The sequence below is a fragment of the Actinophytocola sp. KF-1 genome (assembly GCF_054661535.1).
This window is the reverse complement of sequence record NZ_BAAFVK010000010.1, coordinates 279,210-296,207: the sequence shown is the minus strand read 5'-3', so window position 1 is coordinate 296,207 and position 16,998 is coordinate 279,210. Positions and strand designations below refer to the sequence as shown.

Sequence of the window (16,998 nt, the reverse complement as noted above, 5' to 3'; positions counted from 1 at the left end):
GTTGCCGGGCCCGCACACCGCCGGGTCAGTCCGGGAACAGCACCTCCGGGTCCGGACCGGGAAACAGCGGACCGGACGCGGTGTCGGCGCCCACGCCGCGCCACCACTCCGCCTCCTGCTTGCTGCGGATGTCGTCGACCGCGACCGTGGCGCCCGCCTCGTGCACCATCGCCGCGAGGCCGGTCAGCGCCTTCGCCACCAACGACTTCCGGGGCGCGCCCCTGGCCTGCGACACGAGCCGTTCGGTCAGGGCCACCGCGCGCAGCGGCAGCCCGGCGAGCCGCACGACGTCGGAAGCGTCCCCGCTGAAGTCGTGGACCGCCGTGCCGACACCCGCCGCCGCGAGCGAGGACAGGTTGTCCATGGTCCGCGCCCGCCCGTCGAAGACCTCCCGCGCGGGCATCGCCACCTGCAGCCGGTCGGCGGGCATCGCGGCCTCGTCCAGCACGCCGAGCACCGAGTCGACGAGGTCGGGCGCGGCCGACTGGTTGCGGGACAGGTTCACCGACAGCGGCAGCGCGGCGCCCGCGAGCCGGTCGCACGCGTCCCGCAGCACCCACCGGCCGAGCTTCGGGCTGAGCCCCGTCGCCTCCACCAACTCGACGCACCGCTGCTCGGACAGCCCGGCCTCCTGCCAGCGCGGGAACGCGTCGACGCCGACGGGCTGCCGGTCGGCGAGCGCCACCCGCAGCCGGTACCCGACGGCGAGCTGCCCGTTCTCCAGCGCGGCGGGCAGGGTCGCCGCGAACCGCAGCAGCTTGCGGTCGTGCGCGTCCTCGTCCGGCATGAGCAGCCGCCACCGGCCGGGGCCCTCGTCCTTGGCGTGCCGCAGCGCGATGTCCGCCGCCTGCACGAGTTCCACCGGATCGGCCCGGTGCGGTGGGCTCTGCACCACGCCGACGCTGGCGCTCGTCGCGAGCCCGACGCCGGCGACGCGCGTGGTCCCGGTGACGGCGGCCATGATCGTCGCGACCACCTCGGCGGGTCGCGCGTTGTCGTCGTGCTCCTGCAGCACCACGAAACCGGCCCGGTCGAACCGGGCCACCATCGTGCCCTCGCCGGACAGCGCGGTCCGCAGCCGCACGGCGATCGACGTCATCAGCGTGTCGGCGTCCGGGCCGCCGAGGCCCTCGTTGAAGACGGAGAACCCGTTCAGCTCGACCCGGTACAGCGTGGTCGGGCTGCCGGACGCGAGCACCTCCTCCAGCCGCGTGCTGAGGAACTGCCGGTTCGGCAGGCCCGTCAGCGGGTCGTGCAGCAGCTGGTGGCTGAGCTGGCGGCGCAGCAGCGTCAGCTCGGTCGACGTGTCACCGAAGTCGGTCTGCCTGCTCTCCGCCGCGCGCATCGCCTTCGCGGCGACCTCCATCAGGGAACGGCACATGGCCTCCTGCTGGTCGGTGGTGCGGCGCCGGATCGCCTCGGCGAAGCCCGCCGACAGCGCGCCGAGCAGCCGCACCACCCGCTCCGGCGGCAGGTGCCGCACGTCGTCGTCGGACAGCAGCGGCCCGGCCAGCACGTCCACCGTGCACTGCAGGCTCGACTTGTCGACGCAGTTCAGCGACACGAGACGGGCGCCGACCCGCTCCGCGTCCTCGATGCCGAGCGGCTCGGCGGCCAGCGCCGTGAACAGCTCGCGGACCATCTCCAGCAACGGCGCCTCGATGTCGGTGTGCTTCAACGGCACGTACGCCGTCGTGCTGATCAGGTACGCCCACTTCCTGGCGACCTTGACGCGTGCCTTCTCCCGTTGCTCCGGCGTTCTCGGCACCGGCGCTCTCGGCCCGTTCGGCAGGGGCTTCGTCATCGGGGGATCATCCGATCTGCCCATCGCACCACCACATCGTGCAGGTCCGGAGCGTTCGGGGCGTAGTTGAGCGCGTGGCCGTAGCCCGGTAGGACGTAGGCCCGCAGTCGCGCGGCGGACCCGTAGAACGGGGCCTCCGCCGCGAGCAGGCTCGCCGACGACGAGCAGTCGGTGGCGAGCAGTCCGCAGAAGGTCGGGTCGTTGCCCGCCATGACGGTCAGCACGGGGACGCCGACCTTCGCGGTGTACGGGGTGACGGTGCCGAGCAGCGCGGCGTCGACCAGCTCGGTCGGCGCGGCGACGTCCTTCGTCGACTCGTCGAGCGCGTCGATCGCCGCGTCGTAGGGACCCGGCGCGTGCAGCGACCGCCAGCGCGTGCCGGGCATCGTGGTGAGGTAGCCGAGGTCGAGCGCGCGGCCCGCGAACGCGGGGTCCAGCACGGCGGGCACGAACGTGGCGGCGATCGGCGCGAGGCCGAGCGCGTTGAGGTGGTGGCCCATGCCGGTGACCAGCACGCCGTCCACGTCGCGGTACGTGGCCGCCTCGATGATCGAGATGGCGGAGCCGAGCGAGTGCCCGCCGAGGAACACCGTGCGGAACCGCTCGCGCAGCTTCCCGACCACCTGGTGCACGGCCGATGCCTGGGTGATCGCCGTCAGCAGGACGCTCGGCGGGACCGAGCTGCGCCCGGTGCCGAGCCGGTCGACGGCCAGCGTCGCGTAGCCCGCGTCGTTCATGGCCTTGCGGAACGAGTGCGTCGCCGGGTCGACGGGGATGTCCCAGTAGCCGCGGTTGTAGAACCCGCCCGGGACGAGCACCTGCACGGCCTGCGCGCCACCGGCGGGGACGCAGAGCGTGGCCGCCATGGTCTGCGCGAGGCCGGCGATCGTGACCGGGTACCGCTCCTCTGCGCAGGTCGGCTGGGCCGCCTGCGCCGTGGGTGCGGACAGGACGAGCGCGGACGCGGCGGCGGCGATCGCCATGGCGAGCCGCCGTGGGGGTCGGGCGAACAACGGGCACCTTTCAGCGTGGGACGGCCGTCATCGACAGCCGCGCGGGATAGGCGGTGGAGGTGTACTTGACCCGCAGGGGCCGGTCGGGGACGGGTTCGAGCCGCCAGCGGCTCGCGATCGTCGCCACCGTCACGACCATCTCGGTCATGGCGAAGGCGTTGCCGACACACATGCGGTTGCCCGCGCCGAACGGGATGAACGCACCGCGCGGGATGTCCTTGGCGCGGTCCGGCGCCCACCGGTCCGGGTCGAAGCGGTGCGGGTCCGGGAACGTGTGCGGGTCGTGGTGCAGTGCGTGCGGGCTGATGGTGACCTCGGTGCCCGCGGGCAGGCGGACGCCGCCGAGCCGCACCGGGCGCAGCGTGCGGCGCATGAGGATCCAGATCGGGTACATCCGCAGGGTCTCGTTGATCACCTGCTGCACGTAGGTCAGCTTCGGCACGTCGTCGGCGGTGACCGGGCGGCCGGACAGCACCTGGTCGATCTCCTCGTGCACGCGCCGCTCGACGTCCGGGTGCGTGGCGATCCGGTGGAACAGCCACGCCAGCGCGAGCGCGCTGGTCTCGATGCCCGCGGACAGCAGCGTGACGACCTCGTCGTAGGCCTGCCGGTCGGTCATCGGCTCGCCGTCCTCGTCGCGGGCCGAGAGCAGCATGGACAGCAGGTCACCCCGGTCGGCCCCGCTCGCGCGCCAGTCGGTGATGACCTGGCCGACCACGGCGCGCATGCGGCGCACCGCGCGGTCGAACTGGCGGTTGCCGCGCACCAGCAGCGGGCCGACGAAGGCGGGGGACAGGGCGCGGACCATGCCGTGCCGGATCACGATGGGGATCGAGTGGCGGGCCTCCTCGATGGCGGTGCGGCCGAACTCGGTGCCGAACAGCGCCTCGCCGACGATGGTCACCGCGAGTGCCTGCATGTCCTCGTTGATCTCGCGCCGTTCCCCCGGGCGCCACGAGCCGCTCAAACGGGAAACCGCGGTTGCCATTTTCTCGGCATATCGCGCGATGCGGTCGCGGTGGAACGCGGGCTGAACCAATCTGCGTTGTCGCAGGTGAAAGGCGCCACCGGAATTCACGAGGCCGTTGCCGACGAAAGGTCGGAACTTGTCGAACATGGCGCCTTTTCCGAAACTCGCCGAGTCGGTGACGAGTACGCGGTGCGTCAGCTCCGGGGTGGTGACGAAGTACATCGGGAGCGTGCCGAGGTACACGCGCACGACGTCACCGTACGCGTGAAGACCTTCTGTGAAGCCGAATCTGCGTCGCAGCAGCGCTGGGGTGTGGCCGAGTACAGGCCACCGCCCGGGTGCCACCGGAACGGACATCCGCATCTCCTCGCCTCGCGAGACGGATTACAGTAAGGGGCCCCGAGTGGTCTACGACAGCACCCGAACGGGTGGGATCGCGGGATTTTCGTGGAGCTTTCTCGCAAAATCGAGGTGCGGCGTGACACAGCAGGACTGGGTGCCCGGGATCATCGACACGTCCGCGCCGAGCGGGGCCAGGACCTACGACTATCTCCTCGGTGGCAGCCACAACTTCGAGGCCGACCGCGCCATGGCCGACCAGGTCGAACGCGCCGTGCCGGGGATCAGGGCCGCTGCCCGGCTCAACCGCGCCTTCCTCGCCCGCGCGGTCCGCTTCATGATCGGCGAGGGCATCCGCCAGTTCCTCGACATCGGCTCCGGCATCCCGACCGTCGGCAACGTGCACGAGATCGCGCAGCAGGAACACCCCGACTGCCGGGTCGTGTACGTCGACAAGGACCCGATCGCGGTCGCGCACAGTGAGCTGATGCTGATGGCGAACGAGCGCGCGGGCATCGTCGAGGCGGACATGCGCGACCCGGAGCGCATCCTCGGCCACCCGGTCACGCGCTCGCTGATCGACTTCGACCAGCCCGTCGGCCTGCTGTTCCTGCTGGTCCTGCACTGGGTGCCGGACGACGCAGGCCCCGCGGCGCTGGTCGAGCGGTACCGGTCCGCGCTCGCGCCGGGCAGCCACCTCGCGATCACGCACATGACCGACGACATCCAGGGCGACAAGATCCACGCCGTGGCCGGTGTCGTGCGGGAGAACCGGGGCGCCGGGCAGGTGTTCCCGCGCACCCGCGCGGAGATCTCGGCGCTGTTCGGCGACTTCGCGCTGGTGGAGCCGGGTCTCGTGCCGACGGGTACCTGGCGTCCCGGCGGTGCCGGCGACATCTCCGACGACCCGGAGATGAACGAGCTGTCCTTCGCGGGGGTCGCCAGGAAGGCGTGATGAGCGGGGGCGTCCGATGTGCGATACAACGGAATCGGACATATCGTCGACCGAAGGGATGTTCCCCGTGGCGCACGACCCCACCCGCCGCTCGCTCCGCATGCTGGCCGTCATCGGGGCGCTGGCCGCCCTGCCGCTCCTGGCCGCGTGCAACGACAGCGAGGAGGACGACGACGATGGCGACGACGACAGCATGGGCCGCCCGGCGGCGGTGCTCGTCGTGACCCAGTAGCCACCCGGTCGGCGCGCCTCTTTCGCGAGGGGCGCGCCGATTCAGTGCTGCATGGTGGGGTCGCCCCGGAGGGTGCCCCCGATCTCCCCGCGCAGCCGTTCCATGTCGGCCACCTCGATGCTGGTGAGGGCCCACTTCTCGCCGACCAGGTACGTGGCGCCGTAGAGCAGCGCCGTGTCGAGCCAGGCCCGCTTCTTCTCCTCGGTGGTGAAGTCGAGGAGCATGTACCGGGTGGCGTCGGTCGCGCAGGCCGCCTGCCGGAAGTCGCTGGTCTTGCCCTGGAACTCGGGCTCGCACCCGATCTTGTCCGCAAGCTCCTCGACGGTGTAGACCCGCTCGGGCGGCGGCGGCGCCTCCTGCGCACACCCGCTCAGCACGAGGGCGGCCACCACCACGACCCACAACCGCGCCATACCCCCATACACGGAAACCGCCCGCGCACGGTTCACCCCACCCGCCCCGCCCCCGACCCTCGCGAGTCACGCGCTGGAACAGTACGAGTTGTCAGTTTCGTGCACCCGCCGCGGTCGGCCGAGGTGCAGGGAAACCGGCAACTCGGTGTGCGCGACAGCGTGACTCGCGGGGTCAGCGTCGGGTCAGGCCGGTCAGGAAGGCGGTGTTCGTCGGGGTCTTGCGGAGGCCCTCCAGGACGACGTCGATGGCCTGGCCAGGCTCGCGGGTGTCGAGTGCGTGCCGCAGCGCGCGGGTCGCGGCCAGCTCGCCCGGGCTGAGCAGCAGTTCCTCCTTGCGGGTGCCGGACCCGCGCACGTCCACCGCGGGGAACACGCGACGTTCCGCGATGCGGCGGTCGAGGCGCAACTCGGCGTTGCTGGTGCCCTTGAACTCCTCGAAGATCACCGAGTCGCCGGCGGAACCGGTCTCGACGAGCGCCGTCGCGAAGATCGTCAGGGAGCCGCCGCTCTCGATGTTGCGTGCCGCGCCAAGGAAGCGTTTCGGCGGGGTCAGCGCGCTGGAGTCGACGCCGCCGGTGAGGATCCGGCCGGTCGCGGGGGCGGCGAGGTTGTACGCGCGGCCGAGCCGGGTGAGCGAGTCCAGCAGCAGGACCACGTCCCGGCCGTGTTCCACGAGCCGTTTCGCTCGTTCGATCGCGAGTTCGGCGAGGGCGGTGTGGTCACGCGGCGGCAGGTCGAACGTCGCCGCCGCGACCTCGGCGGGCACACCGCGGGACAGGTCGGTGACCTCCTCCGGGCGCTCGCCGACGAGCACCATCATGAGGTGGCATTCCGGGTGGTTCTTGGCGATGCCGTGCGCGATCGCCTGCAGCACCGTGGTCTTGCCCGCCTTGGGCGGCGCGACGATCAACGCGCGCTGCCCCTTGCCGACCGGCATGACGAGGTCGCTCACCCGGGTGATGAGCGCGTGCGGCTCCGTCTCCAGGCGGAGCCTTTCGTTGGGGTACAAGGGAGTCAGGTCCGCGAACGCGGGACGTGAGTACCGCGGCCGCTGGCCGTTCACGCTCTCGACCACGGCGAGCTTGCCGGACCGGGCCTCGCCGGTGACGGTGTCGCCGCGCCGCAGGTCGTTGGCGCGCACCAGTCCCATGGGGACGGAGGTGTCCCCGGGACCGGGCAGGTAGCCGTCGGCGCGCACGAACGCGCGGTCGCCGACGATGTCGAGTATTCCGTTGACAGACATGGGAAATCCTTAAGGTGAACGCACAGTCGCGCGAGGACTGTGTGAAGAAAAAGAGAAAGAAGAGGCTCAGTGGGGGAAGAGGTCCGCAACCACGAGCGGTGACCCGAGGCTACCGCCCCGCCCGCACGGTGCGCAACCGTCTAAGGTTCCCCCGTCAGTCCCCACCGACGAAGGAGCAAGTGACAGTGGCCGTTTCCGTAGACCTCGCGAAGCAGCTCGACAAGGCGTACGAGGACCTGGGCGTCACCGAGATCCTGGACTCGCCGGTGGCCGCCATCTCGGGTGTCAGCGAGGGCGACGCCGAGAAGCTGGCCGCCGCGTTCAACATCAAGACCGTGCGCGACCTGGCGAACAGCAAGTACTTCCGGCTGGCCGCCGCGCTGGCCGAGCTGGAGACGCTCGCCAAGTGACACAACGCGGCGGGTGACCGGTTTGTTCCCGGTCACCCGCCGCGGACTTGCCGATCCGGGGCAAGGCGAGAACCATGGGACGGGCGAGGGCGAGTCCACCCGGTGGGGAGCCTCCCATGACCGCCGTCAAACCGGTGCCGATCCGCATCCACGCCGGCGCCGCCGTGCGGGGCCGGAAAGGCGCGGTCTTCCTCGGGGTCTTCCGGACCACCGACCCCAAGCAGATCGGCGTCCTCTACCTGGTCACGTCGTTCGTGTTCTTCATGACCGGCGGCGTGATGGCGCTGCTGATGCGCGCCGAGCTGGCCTGGCCGGGTCTGCAGTTCCTGTCGCAGGAGCAGTACAACCAGCTGTTCACCATGCACGGCACGATCATGCTGCTGCTCTACGCGACCCCGATCCTGTTCGGTTTCGCGAACTTCGTCCTCCCGCTGCAGATCGGGTCGCCCGACGTGGCGTTCCCGCGCCTGAACGCGCTGTCGTACTGGTTGTTCCTCTTCGGCGGGCTCATCGTCATCGGCTCGTTCCTGACCCCGGCGGGCGCCGCCGACTTCGGCTGGACCGCCTACACACCGTTGTCGGACGTCACGCGCAGTCCCGGCATCGGCGGGAACCTGTGGATCGTCGGGCTCGTGCTGTCCGGTCTCGGCACGATCCTCGGCGGCGTGAACATGCTGACCACGGTCGTCTGCCTGCGCGCGCCCGGCATGACGATGTTCCGGATGCCCATCTTCACCTGGAACATCCTGATCACCACCATTCTGATCCTGATCGCGTTCCCGATCCTGACCGCCGCGCTGATGGGCCTGCTCGCCGACCGCCTCATCGGCGCGCACGTGTTCGACCCGGCCAACGGTGGCGCGATCCTGTGGCAGCACCTGTTCTGGTTCTTCGGCCACCCCGAGGTGTACATCGTGGCGCTGCCGTTCTTCGGGATCATCACCGAGGTCGTGCCGGTGTTCAGCCGCAAGCCGCTGTTCGGCTACCGCGGCATGATCTACGCGACGCTCGCGATCGCCGCGCTCTCCATCGTGGTGTGGGCGCACCACATGTTCGCGACCGGTGCGGTCTTGCTGCCGTTCTTCTCGATGTCGACGTTCCTGATCGCCATCCCGACCGGCATCAAGTTCTTCAACTGGGTCGGCACGATGTGGAAAGGGCAGCTGACCTTCGAGTCACCGATGCTGTTCTCGATTGGTTTCCTGGTCACGTTCCTGCTCGGCGGGCTCACCGGCGTGCTGCTGGCGTCCCCGCCGATCGACTTCCACGTCACCGACACCTACTTCGTCGTCGCGCACTTCCACTACGTCCTGTTCGGCACGATCGTGTTCGCCACCTACGCCGGGATCTACTTCTGGTTCCCGAAGATCACCGGCCGGTACCTGAACGAGCCACTCGGCAAACTCCACTTCTGGACCACGTTCCTGGGGTTCCACGGCACGTTCCTGGTGCAGCACTGGCTGGGCAACGAGGGCATGCCGCGCCGGTACGCCGACTACCTGGCCACCGACGGGTTCACCGCGCTGAACACGGTGTCCACGATCGGCTCGTTCATCCTCGGCGCGTCCGTGCTCCCGTTCGTGTGGAACGTCTTCCGCAGCTACCGCTACGGCGAGCCGGCCACGATGGACGACCCGTGGGGCTACGGCAACTCCCTCGAGTGGGCCACGTCGTCACCGCCGCCGCGGCACAACTTCACCGAGCTGCCGAAGATCCGTTCCGAACGTCCGGCGTTCGACCTGCACTACCCGCACGCCATCGAGGAGTGGCGGGCGAACAAGTACGTCGGACCGTGGGGCGGGCACACCGACGAGCAGCCACAAGCGCCGTCGGAGAAGCTGGGCGACGCGATGCAGCCCTCGGACGAGTGACGACACCACAGACGGTCACGCCGCCTGCGGGGACGCGGCAGTGCGCACGCCGCGGCTTGCCCGCTGAGCGCCGCGGGCCGGGACGTTCACTCGGCGGTGGGTTCCGGTAATCGGGAGCCGATGAGCAGTTCGAAGGCGTGCTTGCGGTGCAGGGCGAACTTCTCGAGCGCGGCCTCGGCGTCGCGGGCGCGCAGCGCCGCGACCAGCTCGTCGTGCTCCTCGGGGATGTGCGCCAGGTAGTCGTCGGCGCTGACCCCGATCCTGGTCAGCAGGAACAGGTGGACCTGCGAGCGGATCCCTTGCCAGGCGTGCAGGAGCCGCCGGTGCCTGGTCGCGGCGTACACGGCGTCGTGGAACCGGATGTCGAGCCGCACCATCGTGTGCTCGTCCTCGGCGTGCGCCATCCGTTTCGCGGCCTGCTCGACGGTGGCCAGGTCGTCGTCGGAGGCGTGCGCGACCACCCGTTCGACGGCGAGGCGATCGAGCGCGCCGCGCAGGCTGTCCAGCTCCGCGATGTCCTCGCCGGTCAGCGTCATCACCGTGGCGCCGCGGTGCCACTCGCTGCGCACCAGCCCCTCCCGCTCCAGCCGCAGCAGCGCCTCCCGGACCGGCCCCCTGCTGACCTCGAGAGCGGCGGCCAGCTCCAGCTCGCGCAGCTGGGCGCCCAGCGGGTACGCGCCACTGAAGATCGCGTCGCGGATGCGGTCCGCGACCTCGTCGGCCAGACCCCGCCGCCGTGCGGGGGCCACTCGAGCGGTCATGTCGCAATGTTAACATGAGGACATGACGGAACTCCCGATCCCCCGGTTCCACCTGGCCATGCTGGTCGACGACCTGGCGGAGGCGCGGCGCTTCTACGGCGAGGTGCTCGGCCTCGAGCAGGGCCGCAGCTCGGACACGTGGGTGGACTGGAACCTGCACGGCCACCAGTTCGTCACGCACCTGGCCCCGGAGCGGCAGCAGCGCGTCCACAACCCCGTCGACGGGCACGACGTGCCGGTGCCGCACTTCGGCCTGGTCCTGAGCGTGCCGGAGTTCCAGAAGCTCGCCGACCGCTTACGCGCGGCGGGCACGGAGTTCGTCATCGAGCCCTACGTCCGGTTCAAGGGCGAGACCGGCGAACAGTGGACGATGTTCCTGCTGGACCCGGCGGGCAACGCGCTCGAGTTCAAGGCGTTCGCCGACGACTCCCAGGTGTTCGCCGTGTAGCGGTCAGCGCCGGGACGCGACGGCGCGGCGCCGAAGCAGGCGCGGCACCGGCCGGACGACGCGGTTCCGCCGTCGCTACCGGCGGGCGTCGGCCTCGAGGTAGCGCAGCACCGCGGTGACCCTGCGGTCGGCGCGGTCGTCGGGGGCCAGGTCGAGCTTCGCGAAGATGCTGCGGATGTGCTTGTGCACGGCGCCGTCGGTGACCACGAGGCGTTCGGCGATCGCGGTGTTGCCGAGGCCCTCCGCCATCAGCGCCAGCACCTCCCGCTCACGCGGGGACAGGCGCTCGAGCTTGGTGTCCGGGCGGGTGCGGGCCAGCAGCTGCGCGACGACGTCCGGGTCGATCGCCATGCCGCCGTCGCGCACGCGGTGCAGCGCGTCGAGGAACTCCTCCACCCGGCCGACCCGCTCCTTCAGCAGGTACCCGAGCCGCGCGCCGCCGCCGGCGAGGAGGTCGGTGGCGAACGCCTGTTCCACGTACGCGGACAGCACGAGCACCGCCAGCCCCGGCCTGCGCCGCCGGGCCTCGACGGCCGCGACGATGCCCTCGTCGGTGTGGGTCGGCGGCATCCGGACGTCCACGATGGCCACGTCGGGCTCGTGCTCGTCCACGGCGGCGAGGAACGCGTCCGGGTTGTCGGTGGTGGCGACGACGTCGAGGGACTCGGCGCGCAGCAGCAGCGCGAGGCCCTCGCGCAGCAACGGGTCGTCCTCGGCGATCACTATCCGCATGGCGCGATTGTCCACGCACCGGCCGCTCACCCCGGCGGCAGGAACCCGCGCAGCTCGGCGAGCGCCGCCTCGACCTCGTCCTGGGCGCGGCCGAGCATGGCGTCGGCCGCGCCGGGGTCCCGCGTCAACGCCCGGCGCGCGCCCCCGAGCAGGACGTTCACCGCGATGAGCCGGTTCTGCGTGCCGTCGATGCGGCGCGGGTGGGCGGGTCGTTCGCGGTCCGGCATGGTGGCGACGATAGGCGTCGACGGGCGTCGGCGCGGTACAGCCAGCTGTACTCCTGGCGGTGGTTCACGGCACGAGCAGCGGCCGGAACGCGGCCCGCACGTCGTTGACCGACGCGGTCACGTACACCTCCGACGGCGGCCCGAAGTCCACATAGGAGTAGGAGGTGTACTTGAGCACCGCCGGGCAGCTGGCCCCGTTGATCTGCAGCGTGAACTGGGCGACGAGCTTCCCGGTCCGCACCTCGAACAGCTTCAGCGGGATCGCGATCTTCCGGAACGTGACGTCCACGTACCCGGCGATGGTGTCGGCCTCGTACGGGCAGGTCGCGACGGCCGCGCCGTACTCGGTCTCGCCTGCGCAGATGACGACGACCGCGTCCGCGGCGTCCTTGGCGCGCCAGCCGGCGGGGATCTTCCCGGTGTGCGCGGCGTTGCCGTAGACGAGTGACCGGTTGGGCTTGCCGGGCACGTACGGCTTGGCGCCGCTGTAGGGCGCGGGTGTGCTGCAGTAGGCGGGCTGCGCGTCGCCGGTCGTGGTGAGCAGGCTCCGCACGTTGGCGAGTTCGATGGCCCGCGTGGCCTTGACGACGCCTTGCTGGGCCTTGGCCGCCAGCTCGTGGTCGGGGTACTCGTCGAGCAGCTGCTGGTAGTATGTGCGCCCGCGCTGCCAGTCGGAGGCGGTCATGAAGCCGTCCGCGCACGCGACGATCGCGGCGGGCGCGACCCCGGGCACGACGTCGGACGCGGCCCGGAGCACCCCGCCGGGCTTCTCGTCCGTCAACCAGTCGGTGACGGCGGTCGTGCGGCAGGGGTCGTCGGTGGGCAGCCCGTCGACGAAGCGGCGCACGGTGGACCTGACCATCTCCTCGTGCCCGGGCAGGTCGGTGAGCACACCGTCGAGTCGGGCGAACCCGTCGGCGAGTGCGCCGGTGTCCCCGGCGAGCCCGGTGTCGAGCTCCTCGCCTGCGGTGCGGAGCCGGTCGCAGGCGGCCACGGTGTCGTCGGCCCGCTCGGCCAGCGGCACGTCGGCGAGCCGGTTCCCGAACCACAGCCGGTCGGTGGCCGCGAGGGCGGCGGCGCAGTCCCCGTCAGCACGCCCGGCGGCGACGTCCTGACCGATACCCGCCGCGTCGAACCGCAGGAGCCCGAACGCCAGCAACACGGGAAGAGCGGCGGCGAGCGCCACGACCCACTGCCGGGTCGCCGGCCGGGCCCGCGGATGTGTCCGCGCGAGCAGGTACCCGTGCACGACGCCCAGACCCCACCAGCCGACGACGACGAACGAGAACCACAACGTCGGCCATGCGGTCAGGTGGAGCACCAGGAGCAGCAGGGACCCGAGCAAGGCCGTGACCCCGAGCACCACACGCCCGAGCAGGAAGTACCCCACCCCGAGCAGGGAGGCGTTCCCGGCAGCCGCGGCGAACGGCTCGGCGGCCTTCCGCGCCGTGGGGAGGGCGATGCCATAGGGCGGCGTGGCGTCGGGATCGACGTAGGCGGCCCACGAGGGAGACCGCGGCGAGCTGTCCATCGATGGCCCTTTCCCCAGAAACGCGACGGCAGGGTGATTGTCCTGCGCGGAAGCGGGGAGGGGTCCCGGAACAATCCGGATCGGCAGGAACCGGCCAGGAGTCCACTGAGGACGAGCAAGAACCGAGAAAGCCGCCGACGCTGGGCCGGGAAGGCAACCGCTGGCCGGAGAAACTCACCGACGCCTGGGTCGGGGAGGGCAACCACGCTGGGTCAGGAGAGGCCACACCGTGGGGTCTGGGGGCTCGGCTCCCAGAAGAAATGACGAAGGCCGAGCCCTGGGAAGTTGCGACAAGCAACGAACAGGACTCGGCCTCCGGGCGAGTACGCCGCCAGGGACTCGAACCCCGAACCCGCTGGTTAAGAGCCAGCTGCTCTGCCAATTGAGCTAGCGGCGCGTGTCGGAGAGGATCTCTCCGGCGCGACGTGAAGAACGGTATCACGTGCCCTGGGGACCCCTGAAACCGGATTCCCCTTCGGAGTGGATGGCCTGCTCCGGGGCGGTGGACGCATCCGGCACACTATGCATGACGATCACGGTTGGATGGGGCGGTACGGGATGGGCTGGGGTGGCCGACGGCGGGGTGCGCTGCTCGGCGGGGTGCTGGGCCTCGCCGTGTTGATGATCACGTCGTGCACGACCGGGCAGGCGGAGCCTGCCCCCGCGGCGGACAAGCAGAAGACGACATCGAGTGCGAAACCGGCGCCGCCGAAGAAGCCGGTGAAGCTGGCGATCACACCGGCCGACAAGGCGGCGGACGTGGTGCCGGGCAACCCGGTGACGATCGCGGCCGTCGACGGCATGTTGACGCAGGTCAGGGTGGTCAACGAGCAGGGTGAGCAGGTCCGGGGCCAGTTGTCGCCGGACAAGACGACCTGGCAGACGACGGAGCCGCTCGGGTTCGGCAAGACCTACACGGCGACGGCGACGGGCAAGGGCACGGACGAGAAGCGGACGACGGTGAAGTCCGTGTTCACGACGGCGACGCCGCGGTTGAAGGCCGACCTGTCGATGAACCCGCTGGACGGGCAGACGGTGGGCGTGGGCCAGCCGCTGGCCTTCTACTTCGACGTGAACATCGAGAACAAGGCGGCGGTGGAGAAGGCGATCCAGATCGCGACGACCCCGCACACCGAGGGCGCGTTCTACTGGTTCGACGACAGCGAGGTCCACTGGCGCCCGAAGACCTACTGGGCGGCTGGGACGAAGATCACGGTCAACGCGGCGATCTTCGGCAAGGACTTCGGCAACGGCGTGTTCGGCAACGAGAGCCGCGTGGCCAACATCACGGTCGGGAAGGCCGTCGTGGCCGTCGCGGACGGCGCAACGCACCAGATGACGGTCACGGTGAACGGCAAGGTCGCGCGGACGATCCCCATCTCGATGGGCAAGCCGGGCCACGAGACTCCGTCGGGCACCTACGTCGTGATGAGCGAGCACACCAACTACACGATGGACTCGAGCACCTACGGCGTCCCGACGGACGCGGCGGAGGGCTACCGGACGACGGTGGCGGTGGCGAGCCGCATGTCGAACAGCGGCATCTTCTACCACTCGGCCCCGTGGTCGGTGGGTGACCAGGGCCACCGCAACGTGAGCCACGGCTGCCTCAACATGACCACGGAGAACGCCGCCTGGCTGCAGGAAATCAGCCAGAAGGGCGACGTGATCGTGGTCAAGAACAGCGGCGGCCAGATCCTGGAACCATGGGACGGCCTGGGCGACTGGCAAATCCCATGGGCAGAGTGGACCAAGGGCGGCAAGCGCTAGACAGCACGAACAGGCCCCCGGGAGCAACGCTCCCGGGGGCCTCGCCAACTCAAGCGCCCCCGCACACGGACGGAAAGCTCACATCAACGCGGCGCCGCAGGGCGGGCTCAGAAGCCGGACGCGGCGCAACCGGCGAATCCAGCGGATGACGACCCGAAGCCCGCAGCGAGGCCGGTCCCGCCCGAAGGGCGGGCCGGAAGGCCGGGGCCGACACGATCAAACGGATCCGACGGACGGCGGGCCGAAAAGCCCGCACCAACGCGGCCGGGCAGATCCGCCCCCAGAGCAGGCCGGAAAGCCCCGCGGCGGCGCCAGGCCGATCCAGCGGACGGTGGGACGCGAAGTCCGGCGACGCGCGACCGGATGGACCCGCGCAGGGGGTGGGAAGTCCGGGACGACGCGGCCGGGTGGATCCGCCCGCAGGGCTGGCCGGGAAGCCCGCGGCAACATGGTTGGACAACCACGCGGACGGTGGGGCGAAAGCCCGCAGCGACGCGGTGGATCGGTTCCGCCCGCAGGGCGGGGCCGGGAAGTCCGAGGCGAGGCGGTGGGCGGATCCGGCGGATGGGGGAAGGAGGCCTGCGGCGACGCGGCCGGGGTGGATCCGCCCAGGTGAGGGCTGGACGTCCGGGCCGACGCGGCCGGGCGGATCCGGCAGATGGCGGGCGGGAAGTCCGGGGCGAGGTGGCCGGGTGGATCCGCGCAGGGTGGGCCGGGAAGCCCGGGGTGACGCGGTGGGGCGGTTCGGCCTGAAGGTTGGCCGGGAGTCCGGGGTGACGCGGTGGGGCGGATCCGGCGGATGAGGGCGGAAGTCCTGCGGCGACGCGGCGAGGCCGGATCCGTGCAGGTGGGGCTGGGAGTCTGGGCCGACGCGGCCGGGGGATCCGGCAGATGGTGGGCGGGGAGTCCGGGGCGAGGCGGCGGGGGTGGATCCGCGCAGGGTGGGCCGGGAAGCCCGGGGTGACGCGGCCGGGGGGATCCGGCAGATGGTGGGCGGGGAGTCCGGGGCGAGGTGGCCGGGGTGGATCCGCGCAGAGTGGGCTGAGAAGTCCGGGGTGACGCGGCCGGGGGGATCCGGCAGATGGTGGGCGGGGAGTCCGGGGCGAGGCGGCGGGGGTGGATCCGCGCAGGGTGGGCCGGGAAGCCCGGGGTGACGCGGCCGGGGGGATCCGGCGGATAGTGGGCCGGGAAGGCCCGGGGCGATGCGTGGATCGGTTCCGCCCGCAGGGCGGGCGGGAAGTCCGGGGCGCGGCGGCCAGAGTGGATCCCCGCAGGGCGGGGCCGGAAGTCCGGGGCGACACGGCGGAGGGCGGATCCGCCCCGCAGGGCGGCCCGGAAGCCCGGGGGCCGACGCGATCAAACCGATCCGGCCAGAACGGCGAACCGAGAAACCCGACAACGCAGTCAGGCCGAACCAACCGCACCGTGGGGGGCTTGGGGGGCTCGGCCCCCCAACATGATGACGAACCCGCCCGGGAAGGTGGCCCCGAAGGGCCACCGAACAGGGTCATCCACGGGTGAGTGACGGGACTTGAACCCGCGACATCCTGGACCACAACCAGGTGCTCTACCAGCTGAGCTACACCCACCATCGCCGCCGCAACCGGGCAGCGCGCATATCGTAACGTGCCCGGGGGACGGCCCGACAGCAGGTTACGACTTGCGGTTCATCAGGGCCTCTGCCACGGCTTTTGCCTGGTCGCTGGTCGGCCCGGGGGCGGGGACGAACGCGGTGCCCCGGTAGTACTCCAGCTCGCGGATCGACTCCTTGATGTCCGCGAGCGCGCGGTGCGTGAGGCCCTTGTCGGGCTGCGCGTAGTAGATCCTCGGGTACCAGCGCCTGCACAGCTCCTTGATGGACGACACGTCGATCATCCGGTAGTGGAGGTGGGCGTCGAGGGCGGGCATGTCGCGGGCGATGAAGCCGCGGTCGGTGGCGATGGAGTTGCCGCAGAGCGGCGCGGTGCGGGCGTCCGGGATGTGTTTGCGCACGTAGTCGAGCACCTGGGCCTCGGCTTCGGCCACCGAGACGGTCGACTGGCGCACGAGCGGGGTGAGGCCGGAGGTGGCGTGCATCTCCCGGACGACGTCCGGCATGGCGTCCAGCTGGGCGTCGTCGGCGTGGATGACGATGTCGACGCCCTCGTCGACGATGTTGAGCTCGGAGTCGGTCACGAGAACCGCGATCTCGATCAGTGCGTCTTTACTCAGGTCGAGGCCGGTCATCTCGCAGTCGATCCACACCAGGTTGTCCGTCACCCGACGGAGCTTATCCCGGT

General features: G+C 71.0%; 15 protein-coding genes, 2 tRNA genes and 1 pseudogene. 6 read left to right on the top strand and 12 right to left on the bottom strand.

The window, feature by feature from the left end:
• Positions 1-25: 25 nt before the first annotated feature.
• Genes ACYQ77_RS29555 through ACYQ77_RS29545 form a run of 3 tightly spaced genes read right to left on the bottom strand, consistent with a single transcriptional unit; the run spans position 26 to position 4,144 of the window.
• Complete coding sequence (locus tag ACYQ77_RS29555; RefSeq protein ID WP_459716892.1) at positions 26-1,804, bottom strand: EAL domain-containing protein; 1,779 nt, start codon at positions 1,802-1,804, stop codon at positions 26-28.
• Entirely contained in the window at positions 1,801-2,817 is a 1,017-nt protein-coding gene (locus tag ACYQ77_RS29550) for an alpha/beta hydrolase (protein WP_459716891.1), read from the bottom strand. The genes ACYQ77_RS29555 and ACYQ77_RS29550 overlap by 4 nt, the downstream gene beginning before the upstream one ends.
• 10 nt (positions 2,818-2,827) lie before the next feature.
• Positions 2,828-4,144: a cytochrome P450 gene (locus ACYQ77_RS29545; RefSeq protein WP_459716889.1), complete on the bottom strand. Its 1,317-nt coding sequence runs from the start codon at positions 4,142-4,144 to the stop codon at positions 2,828-2,830.
• 121 nt (positions 4,145-4,265) lie between these two features.
• On the opposite strand from ACYQ77_RS29545, the gene ACYQ77_RS29540 reads away from it, so the two are divergent.
• Together ACYQ77_RS29540 and ACYQ77_RS29535 are read left to right on the top strand one after the other, a co-directional pair.
• The gene (locus tag ACYQ77_RS29540; protein WP_459716888.1) at positions 4,266-5,081 is read left to right on the top strand and encodes an SAM-dependent methyltransferase; all 816 of its coding nucleotides are present in this window, start codon (positions 4,266-4,268) and stop codon (positions 5,079-5,081) included.
• A 67-nt stretch (positions 5,082-5,148) separates the two neighbouring features.
• Positions 5,149-5,313: a hypothetical protein gene (locus ACYQ77_RS29535; RefSeq protein WP_424233108.1), complete on the top strand. Its 165-nt coding sequence runs from the start codon at positions 5,149-5,151 to the stop codon at positions 5,311-5,313.
• 41 nt (positions 5,314-5,354) lie between these two features.
• Here the strand turns inward: ACYQ77_RS29535 and ACYQ77_RS29530 are convergent, their stop codons facing one another.
• Positions 5,355-5,726: a hypothetical protein gene (locus ACYQ77_RS29530; RefSeq protein WP_459716887.1), complete on the bottom strand. Its 372-nt coding sequence runs from the start codon at positions 5,724-5,726 to the stop codon at positions 5,355-5,357.
• A gap of 172 nt (positions 5,727-5,898) precedes the next feature.
• Positions 5,899-6,969, bottom strand: a pseudogene (locus tag ACYQ77_RS29525) (transcription termination factor Rho, short form); the annotation flags it as partial.
• Positions 6,970-7,154: 185 nt separating this feature from the next.
• Here ACYQ77_RS29525 and ACYQ77_RS29520 point away from each other — a divergent pair.
• Entirely contained in the window at positions 7,155-7,379 is a 225-nt protein-coding gene (locus ACYQ77_RS29520) for a hypothetical protein (RefSeq protein WP_459716885.1), read from the top strand.
• 116 nt (positions 7,380-7,495) lie between these two features.
• Positions 7,496-9,250 carry an aa3-type cytochrome oxidase subunit I gene (ctaD, locus tag ACYQ77_RS29515; RefSeq protein WP_459716884.1) on the top strand — a complete coding sequence of 585 codons (1,755 nt, stop codon included), beginning with the start codon at positions 7,496-7,498 and terminating at the stop codon, positions 9,248-9,250.
• Positions 9,251-9,336: 86 nt separating this feature from the next.
• On the opposite strand, the gene ACYQ77_RS29510 is transcribed toward ctaD, so the two are convergent.
• On the bottom strand, positions 9,337-10,011 hold the full coding sequence (locus ACYQ77_RS29510) for a GntR family transcriptional regulator (RefSeq protein WP_459716882.1): 675 nt from the start codon (positions 10,009-10,011) through the stop codon (positions 9,337-9,339).
• Between the two features lie 22 nt (positions 10,012-10,033).
• Between ACYQ77_RS29510 and ACYQ77_RS29505 the strand changes: the two genes are divergently transcribed.
• Positions 10,034-10,459: a VOC family protein gene (locus tag ACYQ77_RS29505; RefSeq protein WP_459716881.1), complete on the top strand. Its 426-nt coding sequence runs from the start codon at positions 10,034-10,036 to the stop codon at positions 10,457-10,459.
• Positions 10,460-10,534: 75 nt separating this feature from the next.
• Here the strand turns inward: ACYQ77_RS29505 and ACYQ77_RS29500 are convergent, their stop codons facing one another.
• The 4 genes from ACYQ77_RS29500 to ACYQ77_RS29485 form a co-directional block, all read right to left on the bottom strand.
• Positions 10,535-11,191, bottom strand: coding sequence for a response regulator (locus ACYQ77_RS29500; RefSeq protein WP_459716879.1), 657 nt, complete (start codon positions 11,189-11,191; stop codon positions 10,535-10,537).
• A gap of 26 nt (positions 11,192-11,217) precedes the next feature.
• Positions 11,218-11,418: a histidine kinase gene (locus tag ACYQ77_RS29495; protein WP_459716877.1), complete on the bottom strand. Its 201-nt coding sequence runs from the start codon at positions 11,416-11,418 to the stop codon at positions 11,218-11,220.
• A 64-nt stretch (positions 11,419-11,482) separates the two neighbouring features.
• Positions 11,483-12,949 (bottom strand): hypothetical protein, encoded by a 1,467-nt coding sequence (locus tag ACYQ77_RS29490; RefSeq protein ID WP_459716876.1) that lies wholly within the window; start codon positions 12,947-12,949, stop codon positions 11,483-11,485.
• A gap of 324 nt (positions 12,950-13,273) precedes the next feature.
• Positions 13,274-13,346: transfer RNA gene (locus ACYQ77_RS29485), tRNA-Lys, on the bottom strand.
• A 146-nt stretch (positions 13,347-13,492) separates the two neighbouring features.
• On the opposite strand from ACYQ77_RS29485, the gene ACYQ77_RS29480 reads away from it, so the two are divergent.
• The gene (locus ACYQ77_RS29480; RefSeq protein ID WP_459716874.1) at positions 13,493-14,719 is read left to right on the top strand and encodes a L,D-transpeptidase; all 1,227 of its coding nucleotides are present in this window, start codon (positions 13,493-13,495) and stop codon (positions 14,717-14,719) included.
• A 1,516-nt stretch (positions 14,720-16,235) separates the two neighbouring features.
• On the opposite strand, the gene ACYQ77_RS29475 is transcribed toward ACYQ77_RS29480, so the two are convergent.
• Positions 16,236-16,308, bottom strand: a tRNA-His gene (locus tag ACYQ77_RS29475).
• A 64-nt stretch (positions 16,309-16,372) separates the two neighbouring features.
• Entirely contained in the window at positions 16,373-16,978 is a 606-nt protein-coding gene (gene orn, locus ACYQ77_RS29470) for an oligoribonuclease (protein WP_459716873.1), read from the bottom strand.
• Positions 16,979-16,998 lie beyond the last annotated feature (20 nt).